19 protein-coding genes and 1 tRNA gene are annotated in these 18,168 nt (G+C 70.3%); 18 read left to right on the top strand and 2 right to left on the bottom strand.

Features of this window, described 5'->3' with window-relative positions; genetic code table 11:
* The first annotated feature begins 3 nt into the window (after window positions 1-3).
* From ACK4TT_RS17225 to ACK4TT_RS17175, 11 genes are all read left to right on the top strand, one after another.
* Window positions 4-1,413: a Do family serine endopeptidase gene (locus tag ACK4TT_RS17225; RefSeq protein ID WP_410213494.1), complete on the top strand. Its 1,410-nt coding sequence runs from the start codon at window positions 4-6 to the stop codon at window positions 1,411-1,413.
* 57 nt (window positions 1,414-1,470) lie between these two features.
* Window positions 1,471-2,775, top strand: a complete 1,305-nt coding sequence (locus ACK4TT_RS17220; RefSeq protein WP_410213493.1) for a replication-associated recombination protein A — start codon at window positions 1,471-1,473, stop codon at window positions 2,773-2,775.
* 69 nt (window positions 2,776-2,844) lie between these two features.
* The gene (locus tag ACK4TT_RS17215) at window positions 2,845-3,315 is read left to right on the top strand and encodes a hypothetical protein (RefSeq protein WP_410213492.1); all 471 of its coding nucleotides are present in this window, start codon (window positions 2,845-2,847) and stop codon (window positions 3,313-3,315) included.
* A gap of 8 nt (window positions 3,316-3,323) precedes the next feature.
* Window positions 3,324-4,055 carry an RluA family pseudouridine synthase gene (locus ACK4TT_RS17210; RefSeq protein WP_410213491.1) on the top strand — a complete coding sequence of 244 codons (732 nt, stop codon included), beginning with the start codon at window positions 3,324-3,326 and terminating at the stop codon, window positions 4,053-4,055.
* A gap of 100 nt (window positions 4,056-4,155) precedes the next feature.
* Entirely contained in the window at window positions 4,156-4,641 is a 486-nt protein-coding gene (locus tag ACK4TT_RS17205) for a CC0125/CC1285 family lipoprotein (RefSeq protein ID WP_410213490.1), read from the top strand.
* Between the two features lie 48 nt (window positions 4,642-4,689).
* Window positions 4,690-5,073, top strand: coding sequence for a fluoride efflux transporter CrcB (gene crcB, locus ACK4TT_RS17200; protein ID WP_410213489.1), 384 nt, complete (start codon window positions 4,690-4,692; stop codon window positions 5,071-5,073).
* Window positions 5,070-6,047 (top strand): RluA family pseudouridine synthase, encoded by a 978-nt coding sequence (locus ACK4TT_RS17195; RefSeq protein ID WP_410213488.1) that lies wholly within the window; start codon window positions 5,070-5,072, stop codon window positions 6,045-6,047. Before crcB ends, ACK4TT_RS17195 begins: the two co-directional genes overlap by 4 nt.
* 73 nt (window positions 6,048-6,120) lie before the next feature.
* Window positions 6,121-6,861, top strand: coding sequence for an ATP12 family chaperone protein (locus ACK4TT_RS17190; RefSeq protein WP_410213487.1), 741 nt, complete (start codon window positions 6,121-6,123; stop codon window positions 6,859-6,861).
* 88 nt (window positions 6,862-6,949) lie between these two features.
* Complete coding sequence (locus ACK4TT_RS17185; protein WP_410213486.1) at window positions 6,950-7,603, top strand: hypothetical protein; 654 nt, start codon at window positions 6,950-6,952, stop codon at window positions 7,601-7,603.
* 70 nt (window positions 7,604-7,673) lie between these two features.
* Window positions 7,674-9,206: an acyl-CoA carboxylase subunit beta gene (locus ACK4TT_RS17180; protein ID WP_410213485.1), complete on the top strand. Its 1,533-nt coding sequence runs from the start codon at window positions 7,674-7,676 to the stop codon at window positions 9,204-9,206.
* Between the two features lie 75 nt (window positions 9,207-9,281).
* Window positions 9,282-9,773: a hypothetical protein gene (locus tag ACK4TT_RS17175; protein WP_410213484.1), complete on the top strand. Its 492-nt coding sequence runs from the start codon at window positions 9,282-9,284 to the stop codon at window positions 9,771-9,773.
* Here the strand turns inward: ACK4TT_RS17175 and msrB are convergent.
* The gene (msrB, locus tag ACK4TT_RS17170) at window positions 9,763-10,248 is read right to left on the bottom strand and encodes a peptide-methionine (R)-S-oxide reductase MsrB (RefSeq protein WP_410213483.1); all 486 of its coding nucleotides are present in this window, start codon (window positions 10,246-10,248) and stop codon (window positions 9,763-9,765) included. The genes ACK4TT_RS17175 and msrB overlap by 11 nt on opposite strands.
* Window positions 10,249-10,342: 94 nt before the next feature.
* Between msrB and ACK4TT_RS17165 the strand changes: the two genes are divergently transcribed.
* Window positions 10,343-12,316, top strand: coding sequence for an acetyl-CoA carboxylase biotin carboxylase subunit (locus ACK4TT_RS17165; protein ID WP_410213482.1), 1,974 nt, complete (start codon window positions 10,343-10,345; stop codon window positions 12,314-12,316).
* Window positions 12,317-12,341: 25 nt separating this feature from the next.
* On the top strand, window positions 12,342-12,752 hold the full coding sequence (locus ACK4TT_RS17160; protein WP_410213481.1) for a DUF805 domain-containing protein: 411 nt from the start codon (window positions 12,342-12,344) through the stop codon (window positions 12,750-12,752).
* On the opposite strand, the gene lipB is transcribed toward ACK4TT_RS17160, so the two are convergent.
* Window positions 12,749-13,471, bottom strand: coding sequence for a lipoyl(octanoyl) transferase LipB (gene lipB, locus ACK4TT_RS17155; protein ID WP_409641147.1), 723 nt, complete (start codon window positions 13,469-13,471; stop codon window positions 12,749-12,751). The genes ACK4TT_RS17160 and lipB overlap by 4 nt on opposite strands.
* A gap of 71 nt (window positions 13,472-13,542) precedes the next feature.
* Here lipB and ACK4TT_RS17150 point away from each other — a divergent pair, with 71 nt between their 5' ends.
* From ACK4TT_RS17150 to ACK4TT_RS17130, 5 genes are all read left to right on the top strand, one after another.
* A complete protein-coding gene (locus ACK4TT_RS17150; RefSeq protein ID WP_409641144.1) occupies window positions 13,543-13,794 on the top strand; it encodes a FliM/FliN family flagellar motor switch protein in 252 nt (83 codons plus the stop codon).
* An 87-nt stretch (window positions 13,795-13,881) separates the two neighbouring features.
* Window positions 13,882-13,966: transfer RNA gene (locus tag ACK4TT_RS17145), tRNA-Leu, on the top strand.
* Between the two features lie 146 nt (window positions 13,967-14,112).
* Window positions 14,113-15,543: a magnesium transporter gene (gene mgtE, locus ACK4TT_RS17140; RefSeq protein WP_409641141.1), complete on the top strand. Its 1,431-nt coding sequence runs from the start codon at window positions 14,113-14,115 to the stop codon at window positions 15,541-15,543.
* Window positions 15,544-15,614: 71 nt separating this feature from the next.
* Window positions 15,615-16,874, top strand: coding sequence for a lysozyme (locus ACK4TT_RS17135; RefSeq protein WP_409641139.1), 1,260 nt, complete (start codon window positions 15,615-15,617; stop codon window positions 16,872-16,874).
* Between the two features lie 53 nt (window positions 16,875-16,927).
* Entirely contained in the window at window positions 16,928-18,094 is a 1,167-nt protein-coding gene (locus ACK4TT_RS17130; protein WP_409641136.1) for an isovaleryl-CoA dehydrogenase, read from the top strand.
* Window positions 18,095-18,168 lie beyond the last annotated feature (74 nt).

Below are 18,168 nucleotides of genomic sequence, written 5' to 3'. Positions count from 1 at the left end.
CCCATGCGCGCCCTTCGCGTCCTGATCCCCGCCGCCGCCCTGCTCGTCGCCTGCAGCGAGCCCGGGGCCGGCCAGGCCCAGCCTGCGTTCGCCCCGCCCAACCGCGTCCCGCCGGCCAGCGCCGCGGCGGTGAAGACCTCGTTCGCTCCTGTCGTGAAGCGGGCGGCGCCGGCGGTCGTGAACATCTCCGCCCGCCGCATCGTGCGGGCGCAGACCGATCCGTTCTGGGAACTGTTCGGCCTGGGCGTGCCCAGGGCCCGTGTCGCCAATTCCCTGGGCTCGGGGACCATCGTCCGATCGGACGGCGTCATCGTCACCAACAACCATGTGGTCGAGGGCGGGCAGGAGATCACCGTCGCGCTCGCCGACCGGCGGGAGTTCCCGGCCCGCATCCTGCTGGCCGACCCCAGGACCGACCTGGCGGTGCTGAAGATCGACGTGCCGGCGGGCGAGCGCCTGCCCGTGCTGCCGATCGACGATTCCGGCGACACCGAGGTCGGCGACCTGGTGCTGGCCATCGGCGACCCCTTCGGCGTCGGCCAGACCGTCACCAACGGCATCGTCTCGGCCATCAACCGCACCGCCGATCCCTCGGGCGACGGCGGCTCGGCCTACATCCAGACCGACGCGGCGATCAATCCCGGCAACTCGGGCGGGGCGCTGGTCGACATGGACGGCGACCTGATCGGGGTGAACAGCTTCATCCTCTCGCGCTCGGGGACGTCCTCGGGCGTAGGCTTCGCCATTCCGGCCGCCGTGGTGCGCCGGGTGGTGGAGACCGCCGTCGGCGGCGGGCGGGCCGTGATCCGGCCGTGGCTGGGCGCCCGCACCCAGAGCGTGACGTCCGAGATCGCCCGCAGCCTGGGCCTGCCACTGCCTCAGGGCGCGCTCGTGGCCGACCTCTGGCCGAATGGGTCGGCGGCCCGCGCCGGTCTTCGCCAGGGCGACGTGATCACCGAGGTGGACGGTCGCCCCGTGGTGGACGCCGCCAGCCTAAACTACGCCATCGCCACGCACCGGCCGGGCGACGCCATCCGGCTCACCGTCCGCCGCGAGGCGGGGCGCCAGGAGACGTTGACCATGCGGGCCGAGGCGCCGCCGGCCACCCCGGCGCGCGACCAGCGGACCATCGAGGGGCAGAACCCCCTCGACGGCGCGACCGTGGTGAACCTCTCGCCGGCGGTCGCGGACGAACTGGGCCTCGATCCGTTCGGGGGGCCGGGCGTGCTCATCTCGGGGCTGGGGCGGGGATTCGCCGCCGGCGCGGGGTTCCGGCCCGGCGACATCATCCGCTCGGTCAACGGCCGTCGGGTCGAAACCGTGCGCCAGCTCGTCGCCGCCCTCGAGGCGCCGTCGCGCGGCTGGCAGGTGGTGTTCGAGCGGGGCGGCCAGACGATCACGGCCCGCTTCTGATCCGCCCGCCTCTCATGACCTCGTGACCGGACGGGCCTTTGTGCTAAGCCCGCCGACATGGCCGACCTCTTCGAAGCCGCGGGCCTGACGCCCCAGCAGCCCTCGCCGCTGGCCGACCGCCTGCGCCCGCAGAAGCTGGATGAGGTGGTGGGCCAGGACCACCTGCTGGGTCCCGAAGGCCCGATCCGGCGCATGGCCGAGGCCAGGCGCCTGTCGTCCATGATCCTCTGGGGCCCGCCAGGCACGGGCAAGACCACCATCGCCCGTCTGCTGGCCAAGGAGGCCGGCTACGAGTTCCAGCAGCTCTCGGCGGTGTTCTCGGGCGTCGCCGACCTGAAGAAGGCCTTCGAGCAGGCGAGGGCGCGGCGCCTCGCCGGCCAGGCCACGCTCCTGTTCGTCGACGAGATCCACCGCTTCAACCGCGCCCAGCAGGACGGCTTCCTGCCCTTCGTGGAGGAGGGGATCGTCACCCTGGTGGGAGCCACCACCGAGAACCCCTCTTTCGAGCTGAACGGGGCGCTCCTGTCGCGCTGCCAGGTCTATGTGCTGAAACGCCTGGACGAGGAGGCGCTGGAGGCCCTGCTGGCCAAGGCCGAGGCCCAGGAGGGCCGCGCCCTGCCGCTGGAGCCCGAGGCCCGCGCCGACCTGGTCGCCCTCGCGGACGGGGACGGACGCTACCTGCTGACGCTGTCTGAGACGCTGTTCAACATCGCCTCGGCCAAGCCCCTCACCACCATGGAGCTGGGTCAGATCCTGCAGAAGCGCAGCCCGGCCTACGACAAGGACCGCGAGGAGCACTACAACCTCGTCTCGGCTCTGCATAAGTCGATCCGGGGCTCGGACCCCGACGCCGCGCTCTACTGGCTGGTCAGGATGCTCCAGGGCGGCGAAGACCCGCTGTTCATCGCCAGGCGCCTGATCCGCGCCGCGGCCGAGGACATCGGGGAGGCCGACCCCATGAGCCTCGTGCTCGCCAACGCCGCCAAGGACACCTACGACTTCCTGGGCTCGCCCGAGGGTGAGATCGCCCTGGCCCAGCTCGTCGTCCATCTCGCCGCCGCGCCCAAGTCCAACGCCGTCTACAAGGCCTTCGGCCAGGCGATGAAGGCGGCCAAGGAGACGGGCTCGCTCATGCCGCCCAGCCATATCCTGAACGCGCCCACCCGCCTGATGAAGGACCTGGGCTATGGCAAGGGCTACGCCTACGACCACGACGCGCCCGAAGGCTTCTCGGGCCAGAACTACTTCCCGGACGGCATGGCGCGGCGGCGGTTCTACGAGCCGCGCGGCGAGGGGAACGAGGCCCGGATCAAGGAACGCCTGGAGCGCTGGGCCGCCATCCGCCGCGAGCGGGGTGAGTGAACGGCGATCATTGTTATCCGAAAGCTTGAGTCCTAGGCTCTCCCCCGTGTCTCTGGGGAGGGAACGACCATGACGACGACGGATGCAGCCACGCCTGCAAAGACGCCGACGCCTGCGAGGACGCCTTGGCATTTCTGGCTGGTGGGGATCGCGGCGATCCTCTGGAACGGCTTCGGCGCCTACGACTACCTGCGCACCAACCTTCAGGGCGACGCCTACATGCGCAGCATGGGGATGACCGACGCCCAAATTGCCTATTTCCACGACATGCCGGCCTGGATGACCGCCGTGTGGGCGGTGGGCGTGTGGGGCGGAGTCCTGGCGGGGCTGCTGCTCCTGCTCCGCTCGACGTGGGCGCTGCACGTCTTCGTGGCCTCGCTGGCGGCGTTCGTGCTCAGCCTCGTCTACTACTACGTCCTCACGGACGGCCGGACGGTGATGGGCCCGCCGGTAATGGTCATGCAGGGCGTGATCCTCGTCTCGTGCGTCTTCTTCGTCTGGTACGCCCGGCGGGTGACGAAGCAGGGGGTGCTCCGCTAGATGGGCGGGTGAAGCCGCTCAAGCCTGTCCACCTCACACCGGACGAGGTCGCCCTCGTCCGGAGCCTGGTCATCTACGAAGACGCCGACATCCTGGCGCTGAACAAGCCCGCGGGCCTGTCCAGCCAGGGCGGCCGCGGCCAGGTGAACACCCTGGACGAACTGCTGTGGGCGTTCGCCAGGCCGGGCAAGGCGCGCCCCCGGCTGATCCACCGCCTGGACCGCGACACCTCGGGCGTGATCCTCACCGCCAAGACCAAGCCGGCCGCAGGTTTCCTTGGCAAGGCCCTGATGAAGCGCGCCTTTTCCAAGACCTATCAGGCCATCGTCACGCCCGGCGCGCCTGAACCGGCGGCCGGCGTTATCGACCTGCCGCTGCGCCGCGACGAACAAGGCCGAGAAGCCTACATGCGGGTCTGCAAGCCCGATCATCCCGACGCCGAGGCCGCTGTGTCCCGCTACCGCACCCTGAAGGCGGGAGAGGGCGCGGCGCTGCTGGAACTGGAGCCCGAGACCGGCCGGATGCACCAGCTCCGCGTCCACCTGGCGGCCATCGGACGGCCCATCGCCGGCGACGCCCGCTACGGCGGGGCGCTGATGGTCGGCGGCCGGCCCGTGCCGCGTCTGATGCTGCACGCCCGGGCGCTGGCCTTCCCCCACCCGCAGGGAGTGACCAGGCGGCTGGAGGCCCCGCCGCCCGCCGACTTCCAGGAACTCGCCGCAGCCCTCGGCCTTCTCTGACGATCTGACCAGAGGAACGGCGCCGTCCGTTCACCGTTTCGAGCTACAAGCAGCGGAACCGGAAGGGGTTTTCGCCCATGGGTTCGTCGGAGGCCCGAGCATGAAACGCCTGATCGTCCCTGCGCTGGCCGCCCTCTCGCTGGCCGCCTGCGCCACCCAGCCCACGGTCTATCAGCCGGCCGCCGGTCCGAGCGCCATCGGCTATTCGGAGTACCGGATCGAGCCCGGGCGCTACCGCGTGACCTTCCAGGGCGGGCCGGGCGCCTCGCCGCGGTACGTCTCGGACCTGGCGCTGCTGCGCGCGGCCGACCTGGCTGTGGCCGACGGCTACGACTGGTTCCAGGTGACCGACCGCTTCATGCAAGGACGCGGCGACAGTGGTGCGCGCCTCGGCCTGGGCGTCGGCGGCGCGGACTTTGGGCGACATTCCAGCGTCGGCCTGGGGCTGGGGACCAGCTTCAACCTGGGCGGCGGCCCCTCGGTGGCGGCCACCCTGGAGGTGCTGATGGGGCGCGGCCCCCGTCCGCCGGGCCTCGACACCTATGACGCCCAGGCGCTGCGCCGGAACCTCGCGCCCCGGGGCTGACGCCCCCTCTGCTTCCCTTGCGGCGCGGCGCGTCGCATAAGGGGCGCCATGCAAGCTCTCCTGCTCGTCGGGGCCGGCGGCGCGGCGGGGGCCGTGGCGCGCTACCTCCTGGGCGTTCAAGCCTTCAGACACCTGGGTTCGGCCTGGCCCTACGGGACCTTCATGGTCAACGTCCTCGGCGGGTTCCTGATGGGAACGCTGGTTGGCGTGCTGGCGCTGCGCGGCGGCGCGGGCCAGGAGAACTGGCGCCTGCTGCTGGGCGTGGGCGCGCTGGGCGGCTTCACCACCTTCTCGGCGTTCTCGCTGGAGTTGGCGCTGATGATCGAGCGCCGAACCCTGGGTCACGCCATCCTCTACAGCCTGGGTTCGGTGGTCCTGGCCGTGGCGGCCCTGTTCGCCGGCCTGAGGCTCGCGCGCCGGATCTTCGCATGAAGGAGGTCAAGACCCTCTACGTGGACAAGGGCGAGGAGGGCGTGCGCCTGGACCGCTGGTTCAAGCGCCGCTGGCCGCACCTCAACCACATCCAGATCCAGAAGCTGACCCGCTCGGGCCAGATCCGCGTGGACGGGGCCCGGGTCAAGCCCGACACGCGCCTGTCGGCCGGCTCCCAGGTGCGTGTGCCGCCGCTGCCGACCGCTCCGCCTCCCCGGGCCAAGGGCGAGCTCGACCCGCGCGACATCGCCTACGCCAAGAGCCTGGTGATCTACGAGGACGAGGAGGTCCTGGCGCTGAACAAGCCCTCGGGCCTGGCGGTGCAGGGCGGCACCAAGACCACGCGCCACGTCGACGGCCTGCTCTCGGCCTGGGGCGAGGGGCTGGAGCGTCCCCGTCTGGTCCACCGCCTGGACCGCGACACGTCGGGCGTGCTGGTGCTGGGCAAGACCCCGGGCGCGGCCGCCAAGCTGGCCGGGGCCTTCGCCAAGCGGCGGACGCAGAAGATCTACTGGGCCCTGGTGGCCGGCCTGCCGAAGCCCTCGCAAGGGGTGTTGGATCTGCCGCTGGCCAAGAAGGGCGTCGGCGACCGCGAGATGATGGTCCCGGCCGATCCCAAGGACCCGAAGGCCGAGACGGCGGAAACCGAGTTCGTGACCCTGGCGCGGGCCGCCGACAAGGTGGCCTGGATGGCGCTGTGGCCCCACACCGGCCGCACCCATCAGCTTCGGGCGCACATGCTGGCCATGGGCCACCCGATCCTGGGCGATCCCAAGTACAAGACCGAGGCGTCGTCGGAGCTGTCGGGCGACCTGAAGCTCCAGCTCCACGCCCGACGGCTGGTCCTTCCGCACCCCTCGCGCGGGACGCTGATGCTGGAGGCGCCGATCGGCAGGGAGATGAAGGCCGGCTTCGAGCGCTTCGGCTTCGACGAGCACGAGGCCGATCCCGAGCCCTTCGGCCGCAAGCGCTGAGGCGATCGGGCGCTCTTGCATCCCGGGTCTCGCGCCCCCATTCCATGCGCGCCCGCTTTCAGGAGACGACGCCTTGCGCAAGGGCTTCCACGAACCCGTCGAGAAACCCCGGCGGTTCTACAAAGACGTGACGGTCGAGCCGGGGGAGGCGGGCTTCGGCATCCTCCTCGACGGACGGGGCCTGCGCACGCCGCAGGGCGCGAGGTTCGCCGCGCCGACGCGCGCGCTCGCCGAACAGGTGGCCGAGGAATGGGCCGCCCAGGGCGACACCATCGAGCTGGCCCAGATGCACGCCAACCGGCTCGCCAATACCGCCATCGAGAGCGTGCCGGGCAGCCGTGAGGCCATCGCCGACCAGCTCGCCCAGTATGCCGGGGCGGACCTGCTCTGCTACTTCGCCGAGGGACCGGCGGCGCTCGTCGCCCGTCAGGAAGAGCGCTGGGGGCCGCTGCTGGCGCGGGCTCAGGCCGAGGAGGGCCTGGTGTTCGAGCGCGCCACGGGCATCGTCCACCGCGAACAGCCGGCCGCGACCCTGGCGCGGGTGCGCGAGATCGCCCTGTCGCTGGAGGACTTCGCCCTGGCGGGTTTCGCGTTCGGCGTCCCGCTGCTGGGCTCGTCCGTCCTGGGCCTGGCCATGCTGCGCGGCTGGCTCAGCGCCGACGAGGCCTTCGACCTCTCGCGCCTCGACGAGGCGTTCCAGGAAGAGAAGTGGGGCGTGGACGCCGAGGCCGCCGAACGGGCCGAGCGGCTGCGGAATGAGGCCCGGATGCTGGAGCGGTGGTTCCGGGGCCTGGTGGAGCCCTCCGCCCAGTAACCATCCGAGCCGGGTTCTGGCCTCGGCCTTGCCCCGCGGCTCCTGTCCGGGCGGCGATTGTGCCGCTTCGGCACGGGAGCCCAGGGACGTGATCGGATCGATCGCCCACGTGAAGCCTCTCTCCACCGGCCGCTGGCCGGCGGCTTCCGCGCGCGTCGAGCCGGTGTCGCGCACCGATAGGGAGCAGGCGCGGACCGGCCGGGGGGCCGAGGTCCGCGCCCGCGGGCCCGTGCTGGCGCAGGACGTCCTGGCGGCGCTGCTGCGTGTCCAGGAGCATGGCGGGCGGGATCATGGGCGCGGCCACGGACCCGGCTGGCCGCACGGGCCGAAGCCGCACGATCCGCCGCCGCCGGTCTCGGAGGAGCCCGAGCCGACGCCTGAACCCCAGCCGGAGCCCGGACCCGGGCCTGTTCCGCAACCCGCGCCCCAGCCCGCGCCGGTCGTGGTGGTGGACGATCCCGCGCCCGTGCGCTTCCTCGAGTCGGTCCGCCAGCAGCTTCGCAGCGATCTCGCCGACGTCCCGTTCTCCAAGCGCAACGCCAAGCCCGTCGCCGCGCCGGTCGCGCCCGCCGGCCTCGGGGCCTTCTACACGCCCGGCGTCTTCACCCCCGCCCAGGCCGGCGCCATGCGCACCGTGGCCCAGGGGCAGGCGGGCCTCGCCCTGCTGCAGGCGGCCCAGATGAACCAGTACGCCTTCATGATGGCGGGTCCGGGGCCGTTCCGGGCCCAGACGTCCGCCTGACCCTCACCCGGCGTGACCTTGCGCGGCGTTTCGGCGCCGACTACGCCTGCGGGTTCGCAAGGAGACGTCCGTGAAGCACATCCTGGAAGAGCTCGAGAAGCGCCGCGCCGAGGCCCGCCTGGGGGGCGGCGAGAAGCGCATCGCCTCACAGCACGCCAAGGGCAAGCTGACCGCCCGCGAACGCATCGACCTCCTGCTGGACGAAGGTTCGTTCGAGGAGTTCGACATGTTCGTCGAGCACCGCGTGACCGAGTTCGGGATGGAGAAGCAGCGCATCCCCGGCGACGGCGTGGTCACCGGCTGGGGGACCATCAACGGCCGGGTCGTCTACGTCTTCTCCAAGGACTTCACCGTCTTCGGCGGCTCGCTGTCGAGCGCCCACGCCGAGAAGATCCTGAAGGTCCAGCGCCAGGCCCTGAAGGTCGGCGCGCCGATCATCGGCCTGTTCGACGCCGGCGGCGCGCGCATCCAGGAGGGCGTGGCGGCGCTGGGCGGCTACGCGGACATCTTCCTCGAGAACACGCTCGCCTCGGGCGTCATCCCCCAGATCAGCGTCATCATGGGCCCCTGCGCCGGGGGCGACGTCTATTCGCCGGCCATCACGGACTTCATCTTCATGGTGAAGGACACATCGTACATGTACGTGACCGGCCCGGACGTGGTGAAGACGGTCACCCACGAGGAGGTCAGCCACGAGGAGCTGGGCGGCTACCGGGTCCATGCGCTGAAGTCCGGCGTGGCCGACGGCGCCTTCGAAAACGATCTTGAGGCCCTGACCCAGGTCCGCCGCCTCGTGGATTTCCTGCCGCTCTCCAACCGCGAGAAGCCGCCGGTCCGCGAGAGCTTCGACGCGCCCGATCGCGAGGAGCCCTCGCTCGACACCCTGGTGCCGGCCAATCCGAACAAGCCCTACGACATGAAGGAGCTGATCCTGAAGGTCGTGGACGAGGCCGACTTCTTCGAGATCAGCCCCGACTTCGCCAAGAACATCGTCGTGGGCTTCGCCCGCATGGACGGCCAGACGGTGGGCATCGTGGCCAACCAGCCCCAGACCCTGGCCGGGGTGCTGGACATCGACGCCAGCCGCAAGGGCGCCCGCTTCGTGCGCTTCTGCGACGCCTTCGACATCCCGATCATCACCTTCGTGGACGTGCCGGGCTTCATGCCGGGCACCAAGCAGGAGCAGGGCGGCCTGATCCGGCACGGCGCCAAGCTCCTGTTCGCCTACGCCGAGGCCACGGTGCCGAAGATCACCCTGATCACGCGGAAGGCCTACGGCGGCGCCTACGATGTGATGAGCTCCAAGCACATCCGCGGCGACGTGAACTACGCCTGGCCAACGGCCGAGATCGCCGTGATGGGCTCGAAGGGGGCGGTGGAGATCATCTTCCGCGCCGAGATCGGCGACCCCGACGCCATCGCCGCCCGCGAGGCCGAATACAAGGCCCGTTTCGCCAACCCGTTCGTGGCCGCCTCCCGGGGCTACATCGACGACGTGATCATGCCCCACGGCACCCGTCGCCGCATCGTGCGGGCGCTCAAGAGCCTGAAGGGCAAGCAGCTCCAGAACCCCTGGAAGAAGCACGACAATATTCCGCTGTAGGGCGCAGGAGCCTGACGGCTCGACCATTGCCCTGGATCAAGGCGCGGCGTCCGTTCGCCCTCATTCTGCGGACGGATGCCGGGCCTTTTCCATCAACTGTGGATCGCGACGCTGATCGTCAGCGCGACGGTGCTCATACACTTGCTGGGCCTGGATGCCTTGCAGTCCATCGTGCGTTGGCACCTGAGCCGGTTCATAGGCTGGCTGGCCCTGGACCGGCTCCTGGTGCCGCTGGGCATCGTCATGGGCCTCTTCGTCCTGCACGGGATCGAGATCTGGCTCTATGCCGTCATCTACTGGCATGGCCACATGCTGGGGTCGCTGGAAGAAGCGCTCTACTTCTCCACCAGCGCCTATTCGACCGTGGGCGAGACCGGCGCGCTGCTGCCCGTCAACTGGCGCATCGTGGGCGTGCTGGAATCCATCAACGGCATGCTGCTGATCGGTTGGTCCACGGCCTTCCTGTTCCAGATCCTCAATCACCTGATGGGCGAGGAGGAGGGCCGCCACAGCCTGCCCAAGGGCGCCATCGCGCGCGGCCGTCGCCGCGGGCCGCCTAAGGCCTGAGGTGGTCGTTGTCGCCGCGGCCCAGCGGGTCGCGCAGCGGCTGCCCGTTGGGGACGAACTCCAGCGACACCGAGTTGATGCAGTAGCGCAGGCGCGTCGGCGGCGGGCCGTCCGGGAACACGTGCCCCTGGTGGCTGTCGCAGCGGGCGCAGCGGGTCTCGATGCGGACCATGCCGTAGGAGGTGTCGCGCACGCCCTTCACATGCGCCTCGTCGAAGGGCGCCCAGAACGAGGGCCAGCCGGTGCCGCTCTCGAACTTCGTCTGGTGGCGGAAGAGGGGCAGGGCGCAGAGGCGGCAGCAATAGACCCCGTCGTCCTTCTGGTCGAGCAGGCCGCCGCAGAACGGGGCCTCGGTCCCGTGGTGCAGCAGGACGTCGGCTTCCTCCCGGGAAAGGCCGGCTTCCAGGCGCTTGCGTTCCTCTGCGTTAGGGGGCGAGAGATCGAAGCCGGAAGGGGAGACCGCTGGCGTGCTCATGGCCGTCAATCTAAGGTCGCCTCCACGCAAGTGAAAGTCGCCAAGGCCGGGACGCCGCGCGCGCCGCCACGAGGTTGCAGGCATAAGGGACGGGATGTTCTCGAAAATTCTGATCGCGAACCGGGGCGAGATCGCCGTCCGGATCATCAAGACGTGCCGCCGGATGGGGGTCGCCACCGTGGTGGTCTATTCCGAGGCCGACGCCGATTCGATGGCCGTGGAGATGGCCGACGAGGCCGTGTTCATCGGCGGGGCCCCGGCGTCCGAGAGCTATCTGGTGGCCGACAAGATCGTGGAGGCGGTGCGCCAGACGGGCGCCCAGGCCGTGCACCCGGGCTTCGGCTTCCTCTCCGAGAACGCGTCGTTCGCGCGCCGGCTGGCCGCCGAGGGCATAGTGTTCATCGGGCCGAACCCCAAGGCCATCGAGGCCATGGGCGACAAGATCGAGTCCAAGAAGTTCGCCGCCCAGGCCGGTGTTTCCACCGTGCCCGGCTACATGGGCGAGATCGCCGACACCAGGACCGCCATCGAGATCGCCGAGGAGATCGGCTACCCGGTGATGATCAAGGCCTCGGCCGGCGGCGGCGGCAAGGGCATCCGGGTGGCCTGGATGCGCCGCGACGTCGAGGAGGGCTTCCCGGCGGTCCGCGGCGAGGCGAAGTCGAGCTTCGGCGACGACCGGGTGTTCATCGAGAAGTTCATCGAGAGCCCCCGCCACGTCGAGATCCAGGTGCTGGGCGACAAGCACGGCAACGTGGTCCACCTGTTCGAGCGCGAGTGCTCGATCCAGCGCCGCAATCAGAAGGTCATCGAGGAGGCCCCCAGCCCGCTCCTCGACGAGAAGACCCGCAAGGCCATGGGCGACCAGGCCGTCGCGCTCGCCAAGGCCGTCGGCTACGACAGCGCCGGCACCGTGGAGTTCGTGGCCGGCCAGGATCGCAGCTTCTTCTTCCTGGAAATGAACACCCGCCTGCAGGTGGAGCACCCGGTGACGGAACTCATCACCGGCGTGGACCTCGTGGAGCAGATGATCCGCGTCGCCGCCGGAGAGAAGCTGCCCTTCGCCCAGTCCGACCTGAAGATCGACGGCTGGGCCATTGAAAGCCGAATCTACGCGGAGGACCCGTACCGGGGCTTCCTGCCCTCGATCGGCCGCCTGGTCCGCTACGACCCGCCCACGGAAGGCCCGGTGGCCGGCGGCATCGTCCGCAACGATGCGGGCGTGCGCGAGGGCGACGAGATCTCGATGTTCTACGACCCGATGATCTCCAAGCTCTCCACGTGGGGCCCGACCCGCGAGGCGGCCATCGACGTCATGGGCCGGGCGTTGGAGGACTTCCACATCGAGGGCCTGGGCCAGAACATCCCGTTCCTGGCCGCCGTGATGGACCAGGAGCGGTTCCGCTCGGGCCAGCTTTCCACCAGCTACATCAAGGACGAGTTCCCCGAGGGCTTCCACGGCCTGCCGCCGACGGACGAGCAGCGCGACCTGATGGGCGCGGTGGCGCTGGCCATGCACCAGCGCCTGCTGTCCCGCGCCGCGCCCCAGCAGCTTCGGCGCGACTGGATCGAGGTGATCGGGCACGAGAAGCGCCAGGTCCGCGTGAGCCTCGACGGCGGGGCCCTGATCGTGCACGGCGAGGGGCGCGAGACCCGCCTGACCGACATCGACTGGCGCCCCGGCCAGCCGCTGTTCCGGGGGAAGATCGACGGCAAGCCGTTCACCGCCACGGTTAAGCCGGCCGCCGAGGGCTTCGTCATCCGCCACCGGGCCGCCGTCCAGCATGTGCTGGTGCTGACGCCGCGCTCGGCCGAGTTGCACGAGAAGCTGCCGCCCAAGAAGGCGGCGGACACCTCGAAGATGGTGCTGTCGCCCATGCCGGGCCTGGTGGTCTCGATCGACGTGACGGCCGGCCAGGAGGTCAAGACCGGCGAGGTCGTGGCCGTGCTCGAGGCCATGAAGATGCAGAACATCATCCGGGCCGAGCGCGACGGAACGGTCAAGGCGGTGAACGCCAAGTCCGGCGACAGCGTCGCGGCCGACGAGGTTCTGGTAGAGTTCGCCTGAGGTCGATGAATCGCGCGGGGGCGCCATGAACGGTCAGGTCGGGGTCAGCGAGCTGTTCCTGTCGGCGAACGGGCGGGCCGCGCGCCTGCCGTCGGTGATCGCCGCAGCCGTGCTGCTGACCGCCGCGGCCCTCTACGAGACCCTCGTGGAGGGCATGCTGCCCCGGCTGGTGACCGGCTGGTTCGTCTATCCGGTGCTGATCTACTGCGGCGCCTGCGTGCTCTCGAAACGCCTGCACGATAGGGGCCGATCGGGCTGGTGGGCGGCCCTGATCCTGCTCTCGATCGTGGCCTGCTGGCCGCACCCGATCGGCTTCTTCGACTTTCCGTTCTTCCTGGTGCTGGTCTGGGCGGGCGTCGAGCTAGCCATCCTGCCGGGCGAGCCGGGCGCCAACCGCTACGGCGCGAATCCCCTGAGGCCCCTCGCGCCGGCCTAGATCGGCGCCTCGGCGTCCTCGACCTCTCCGAACACCTCCCGGAAGCTGGCCTTCAGGGCGGCGTCGGCCTCGTCCATCGTCACGGGCAGGCCGAGGTCCACGAGGCTGGTGACGCCATGCTGCGTCTGGCCGCAGGGGACGATGCCCGAGAAGTGGGTCAGGTCGGGCTCGACGTTCAGCGACACGCCGTGGAACGAGACCCAGCGGCGCAGCTTCACGCCGATGGCGGCGATCTTGTCCTCGCGGGGCGGCGCGCCCGGCTGGCGGCGCTCCACCCAGACGCCCACGCGCCCCTCGCGGATCTCACCCCTCACGTTGAACCGGTCCAGGGCCCCGACGATCCAGGCCTCCAGCGCGCCCACGAAGGCGCGGACGTCGCGCCCGCGCTTCGTCAGGTCCAGCATCACGTAGGCCACCCGCTGGCCGGGGCCGTGGTAGGTGAACTGCCCGCCCCGGGCCGTCTCGAAGACGGGGAATCGCTCCGGGTCCAGCAGGTCGGCGGTCTTGGCCGAGACGCCGGCGGTGTAGAGGGGTGGATGCTCCAGCAGCCAGACGAGTTCGCCTGCACGGCCCTCGGCGATGGCGGCGGCCCGGGCCTCCATGGCCGCCACGGCCGCCGGATAGTCCACCAGATCCCGCGAGACCGCCCAGCCGGCGGGCTTGGCGTCCTCTCGGCCGAACAGCGGCGCGGTGGCGGTGTTTAACGCGTGGTCAAGCATGTCGCCTCAATGTGGGCCTCAGGCGCGGCAGGCGCAAAGCCTCAGGCGTTCATTTCGGAGCGTTCAGTCCCGTGAGTCAGGTCAAGGCCGTCAACGTCGAGATCCAGGTGGTCCTGGGCCGGGCGACCCTGCCCATGGCCCAGCTCCTGCGCATGGGCCGCGGCGCGGTGATTCCCCTCGACGCCACGGTCAATGAGGAGGTCTGGATCCTGGCCAACAACCACCCGGTCGCCCGGGGCGAGATCCAGATCAACGAGGACAAGATCGCCATCGCCGTGACCCGCGAGGCGGATGTCTACGACTACATGGCCGGGGGCGTCTGAGGCCCGCGTTTCCCAACGCGGCGTCTAAAGGACGCGCGGGCCTTCACAAAGCAGTCGCCGTTTGCTACCTGCCGCGCCTCACCACGAGCGGTCGTGGCGGAATTGGTAGACGCGCAGCGTTGAGGTCGCTGTGGGGCAACCCGTGGAAGTTCGAGTCTTCTCGACCGCACCATCCTGCTTCCCCCCCTCTCGGGAGCTTCGCAGGCGAACGTGAGGCGGCGTCGGGGGCGAAGCAGCGCCCCTCGACCGCACCGGTGAATCAGGGTTTTCAACGAGGATCGAGCTAGACTGTCCGCAACATAGCCCAGGGAGGTCCGCATGAGCCGTGAAACGGACGACCTCGCCCAGGTAAAGGACAACGCTCACTCCGACCTCGACGAAGACCTGGAAGACCTCGCGCTCGGCGAGGACTACGCCCTCAATCCCGAATTCGTCTCCGACGTGGTCGACGCGCTCGACCGCGGCGACGCAGAGCGCCTGCGCGAGCTGCTGGGCGCGCTGCACCCAGCCGACGTGGCCGACCTGATGGGCTTCCTCTCGGCCGACGCCCGCGAGGAGCTGATCCCGCACCTCGACCCCGAGACCCTGGCCGAGATCCTGTCCGAGCTGGACACCGAAATCCGCGAGGAGGTGCTGGAGCACGTCCCCTCGGCGACCCTGGCCAAGGCCATCGGCGAGATGGAGTCCGACGACGCCGCCGACGTCGTGGACGACCTGGAGGCCGACAAGCGCGCCCAGGTCCTGGCCGCCATGCCCGAGACGGAGCGGGCGACCATCGAGGCCACGCTCGCCTACGAGGACGAGACCGCCGGGCGCCTGATGCAGCGCGAGGTGGTGGCCGCGCCGCAGTTCTGGACCGTCGGCCAGGCCATCGACCACTTCCGCCGCGAGGTGGACGACCTGCCGGAGCTGTTCTTCGACGTCTATGTCGTGGACCCCAGCTACAAGCCGGTGGGGGCGGTGCCGGTCAGCCTGCTGCTGCGCTCCAAGCGCGACGTGCCGCTCGCCCAGATCATGGAGCAGGTGACGGAAATCCCGGTCGACATGGACCAGGAGGAGGTCGCCTACATCTTCGACAAGTACCACCTGATCTCGGCCCCGGTGGTGGAGCCGGGCGGGCGCCTGGTCGGCCAGATCACCGTCGACGACATCGTGGGCGTCATCCAGGAGGAGGGCGAGGAGGACATCCTGGCCCTGGCCGGCGTGTCGGACGCGGGCCGCGACGCCGGCGTCTGGGGGACCGTCAGGTCGCGCATCCCCTGGCTGGCGCTGAACATGATCACCGCGGCGGTCTCGGCCAGCGTGATCGGCGCGTTCCAGGGCGAGATCCAGAAGCTGGTCATCCTGGCCGCCCTCAACCCCATCGTCGCCTCGCTCGGCGGCAACGCCGCGACCCAGACGCTGGCGGTGGCCGTCCGGGCGCTGGCCAGCCGCGAGCTGTCCGCCATCAACGCGCTCCGGACGGTCGGCCGGGAGATGATGGTGGGGCTGCTGAACGGGGCGGCCCTGGCGCTCGTGACGGGCCTGGTGATCTTCGTTCTCTTCCGCGACCTGAGGCTGTCCGGCGTTTTCGGCCTGGCGCTGATGATCAACCTCTTCGTGGCTTCCCTGGCGGGCGCCATCGTCCCGCTGACACTGGACCGCATGGGCCGCGATCCGGCGGTTTCCTCTTCCGTCTTCGTGACTTTCGTGACCGACTTCACAGGCTTTTTCGCCTTCCTGGGTCTCGCGGCGCTCATTCTGTTGTAAGTGGCGTGAGAGTTGCGGCGAGGAGGGCGCAGGCCCTTCCGCCTGTGCCGTTCTGGGTCACTTTCGGGGCCATGCGTCCGCGTCACCGCGTCTCACGCAACGCCATCGACCTCATCGAGAGGTTCGAGGGCTACCGCCGCAAGGCGGCCGCGCTGCCCGACGGGCGGTGGACGATCGGCTATGGCCACACGCTGACGGCCCGGGAGGGGGCGGAGGTCTCGGAGGAGGACGCCGAGGCGCTGCTGATCTACGACCTGATCGCCGTGGCCCATGCGGTGAACGAGCACGTCTTCACCCCGCTCAACCAGAACCAGTTCGACGCCCTCTGCAGCTTCGCCTTCAACCTGGGCCTCGACAGCTTCCGCCGGTCCCAGGTGCTGAAGCGCCTCAACGAGGGCGAGGTCATCCAGGCCGCCTGCGCCATGGAGCTGTGGCGCAAGGCCGAGTTCCAGGGCCAGCGGATCGTCATCGACGCCCTGGTGCGCCGCCGGGCCGCCGAGAAGGCTCTGTTCCTCACGCCGCCCGACGGGGTGTGGATTCCCGCGCCGTCGCCCCTGCTGCGGCCGCTGGCGGACATCGACGCCCGCGACCTGATCCCGAGCGAGCGCCCGACCGGCCTCGTCACATCGCTGGAGGGCGAGCAGGTCCTGGTCAGCCGCGACGGCGAGCCCGTCGTCGTACCGCCGCCGGTGGAGGACGAGGCGCCGGGCGAGACCGTGCGCGCCGCCGCCGAGGCGGTCACGAGCCGCCTGCAGGCCATCTTCCCCGAGGCCGGCTCGGAATTCGGCGAGGAGGCCGCCGCAGTCCGCCCGCAGGCCGACTTCGCCTCGCCGATCACCACGTCCGCCGAGGGTGATGACGAGGCTGTCTCGTCCGAGGCCGAGGCGGCCTCGGAAGCGCTGGTCATCGGCAGCTATCCGGAGGAGGCGCCCCAGCCGCCGGAGACCGCCCAGGACCTGGCCCACGACCTGGCCCAGGACCTGGCCGCTCCTGAGCCCGCCAACGACGCCCGGCTGGTGTCGCCGCCCGAGCCCCAGATCCGCATGGTGATCGACGACACCTCGGTCCATGATTTCATCCCCGCCCGCGTGACGCCGTTGCCGCGCAAGCGGGAGCCGGGCCTGGGCGTGGACGTGGTCCTGGCGCTGCTCGGGCTGGCCTTCTTCGGCTTCGGCCTGTTCTGGGGCCTGAATGCGCGGGGTGCGCCCGTCACCGACCTGGCGAGCCCGCTCGTCGTCGCCTGGGCGGCCGGGATCGCCGGCGTGGGCTTCTTCGTGGTGGCCGTCTTCCGGCTTCTGGAGCGCCTGGCGAGGATCTCGGAGCGCGACTAGAACCGACGGGGGCGCCTCGCGTCGGGGGGGCGACGCATGCTAACCGTCGCGCCATGATCCCGAACCACGGACCCACCCTCGAATTCGGCCTGGGCGAAGCTGCGGACATGATCCGTGACACCACGGCCCGTTTCGCCGCCGACCGCATCGCGCCGCTCGCCGCCGACATCGACCAGACCAACAGCTTCCCGCGCGACCTGTGGCCCCAGATGGGCGAACTCGGCCTGCACGGCGTCACCGTCGAGGAGGAGTACGGCGGCCTGGGCCTGGGCTATCTTGAGCATGTGGTGGCCATGGAGGAGGTCTCCCGGGCCTCGGCGTCGATCGGTTTGAGCTACGGCGCCCACTCCAACCTCTGCGTGAACCAGATCCGCCGCTGGGGGACCGAGGACCAGAAGCGCCGCTACCTGCCCAAGCTGATCTCTGGCGAGCATGTGGGCTCGCTCGCCATGAGCGAGGCCGGCTCGGGCTCGGACGTGGTCTCCATGCGCCTCAAGGCCGAGAAGAAGGGCGACCGCTACGTCCTGAACGGCACGAAGTTCTGGATCACCAACGCCCCGCACGCCGACACCCTGGTGGTCTACGCCAAGACCGCCCCGGACGCCGGCAGCCGCGGCATCACCGCGTTCCTGATCGAGAAGGATTTCAAGGGTTTCCGCGTCTCCCAGAAACTCGACAAGATGGGCATGCGCGGCTCCGACACCGGCGAGCTGGTGTTCGAGGACTGCGAAGTGCCGGAAGAGAACGTCATGGGCCCGCTGAACGGCGGCGTGGGCGTGCTGATGAGCGGCCTGGACTACGAGCGCGCGGTGCTCTCCGGCGGCCCCCTGGGCATCATGCAGGCCTGCCTGGACGTGGTGCTGCCCTATGTCCGCGAGCGCAAGCAGTTCGGCAAGCCGATCGGCTCGTTCCAGCTCATGCAGGCCAAGGTGGCCGACATGTACGTGGCGCTCAATTCGGCCCGCGCCTACGTCTACGCCGTGGCCAAGGCGTGCGACGCCGGGCTGACCACCCGGTTCGACGCCGCCGGCGCCATCCTGATGGCGTCCGAGAACGCGGTGAAGGTGAGCCTCGAGGCCATCCAGGCCCTGGGCGGGGCGGGCTACACCCGCGAATATCCGGTCGAGCGCTTCCTGCGCGACGCCAAGCTCTATGACATCGGCGCCGGCACCAACGAGATCCGGCGCTACCTGATCGGACGGGAGCTGTTGGGGGGATGATCCGGCGGGGGGCGCTTCTTCTGGCTCTGGCCTCGGGGCTCGCGGGCTGCGCGAGCACGGTGGAACAGGCGGCC

The organism is Phenylobacterium sp., from assembly GCF_046463815.1.
Taxonomy (GTDB): Bacteria; Pseudomonadota; Alphaproteobacteria; order Caulobacterales; family Caulobacteraceae; genus Phenylobacterium.
The sequence above is the reverse complement of the archived record's forward strand: the minus strand, read 5'-3'. Positions and strand labels throughout refer to the sequence as shown.

Excerpts from the sequence above, each read along its gene's own strand:
- ACK4TT_RS17225 (WP_410213494.1), top strand. The coding sequence starts at position 4 with ATGCGCGCCCTTCGCGTCCTGATCCCCGCCGCCGCCCTGCTCGTCGCC.
- ACK4TT_RS17220 (WP_410213493.1), top strand. The coding sequence starts at position 1,471 with ATGGCCGACCTCTTCGAAGCCGCGGGCCTGACGCCCCAGCAGCCCTCG.
- ACK4TT_RS17215 (WP_410213492.1), top strand. The coding sequence starts at position 2,845 with ATGACGACGACGGATGCAGCCACGCCTGCAAAGACGCCGACGCCTGCG.
- ACK4TT_RS17205 (WP_410213490.1), top strand. The coding sequence starts at position 4,156 with ATGAAACGCCTGATCGTCCCTGCGCTGGCCGCCCTCTCGCTGGCCGCC.
- crcB (WP_410213489.1), top strand. The coding sequence starts at position 4,690 with ATGCAAGCTCTCCTGCTCGTCGGGGCCGGCGGCGCGGCGGGGGCCGTG.
- ACK4TT_RS17195 (WP_410213488.1), top strand. The coding sequence starts at position 5,070 with ATGAAGGAGGTCAAGACCCTCTACGTGGACAAGGGCGAGGAGGGCGTG.
- ACK4TT_RS17175 (WP_410213484.1), top strand. The coding sequence starts at position 9,282 with ATGCCGGGCCTTTTCCATCAACTGTGGATCGCGACGCTGATCGTCAGC.
- msrB (WP_410213483.1), bottom strand. The coding sequence starts at position 10,248 with ATGAGCACGCCAGCGGTCTCCCCTTCCGGCTTCGATCTCTCGCCCCCT.
- ACK4TT_RS17165 (WP_410213482.1), top strand. The coding sequence starts at position 10,343 with ATGTTCTCGAAAATTCTGATCGCGAACCGGGGCGAGATCGCCGTCCGG.
- ACK4TT_RS17160 (WP_410213481.1), top strand. The coding sequence starts at position 12,342 with ATGAACGGTCAGGTCGGGGTCAGCGAGCTGTTCCTGTCGGCGAACGGG.
- lipB (WP_409641147.1), bottom strand. The coding sequence starts at position 13,471 with ATGCTTGACCACGCGTTAAACACCGCCACCGCGCCGCTGTTCGGCCGA.
- mgtE (WP_409641141.1), top strand. The coding sequence starts at position 14,113 with ATGAGCCGTGAAACGGACGACCTCGCCCAGGTAAAGGACAACGCTCAC.
- ACK4TT_RS17135 (WP_409641139.1), top strand. The coding sequence starts at position 15,615 with ATGCGTCCGCGTCACCGCGTCTCACGCAACGCCATCGACCTCATCGAG.
- ACK4TT_RS17130 (WP_409641136.1), top strand. The coding sequence starts at position 16,928 with ATGATCCCGAACCACGGACCCACCCTCGAATTCGGCCTGGGCGAAGCT.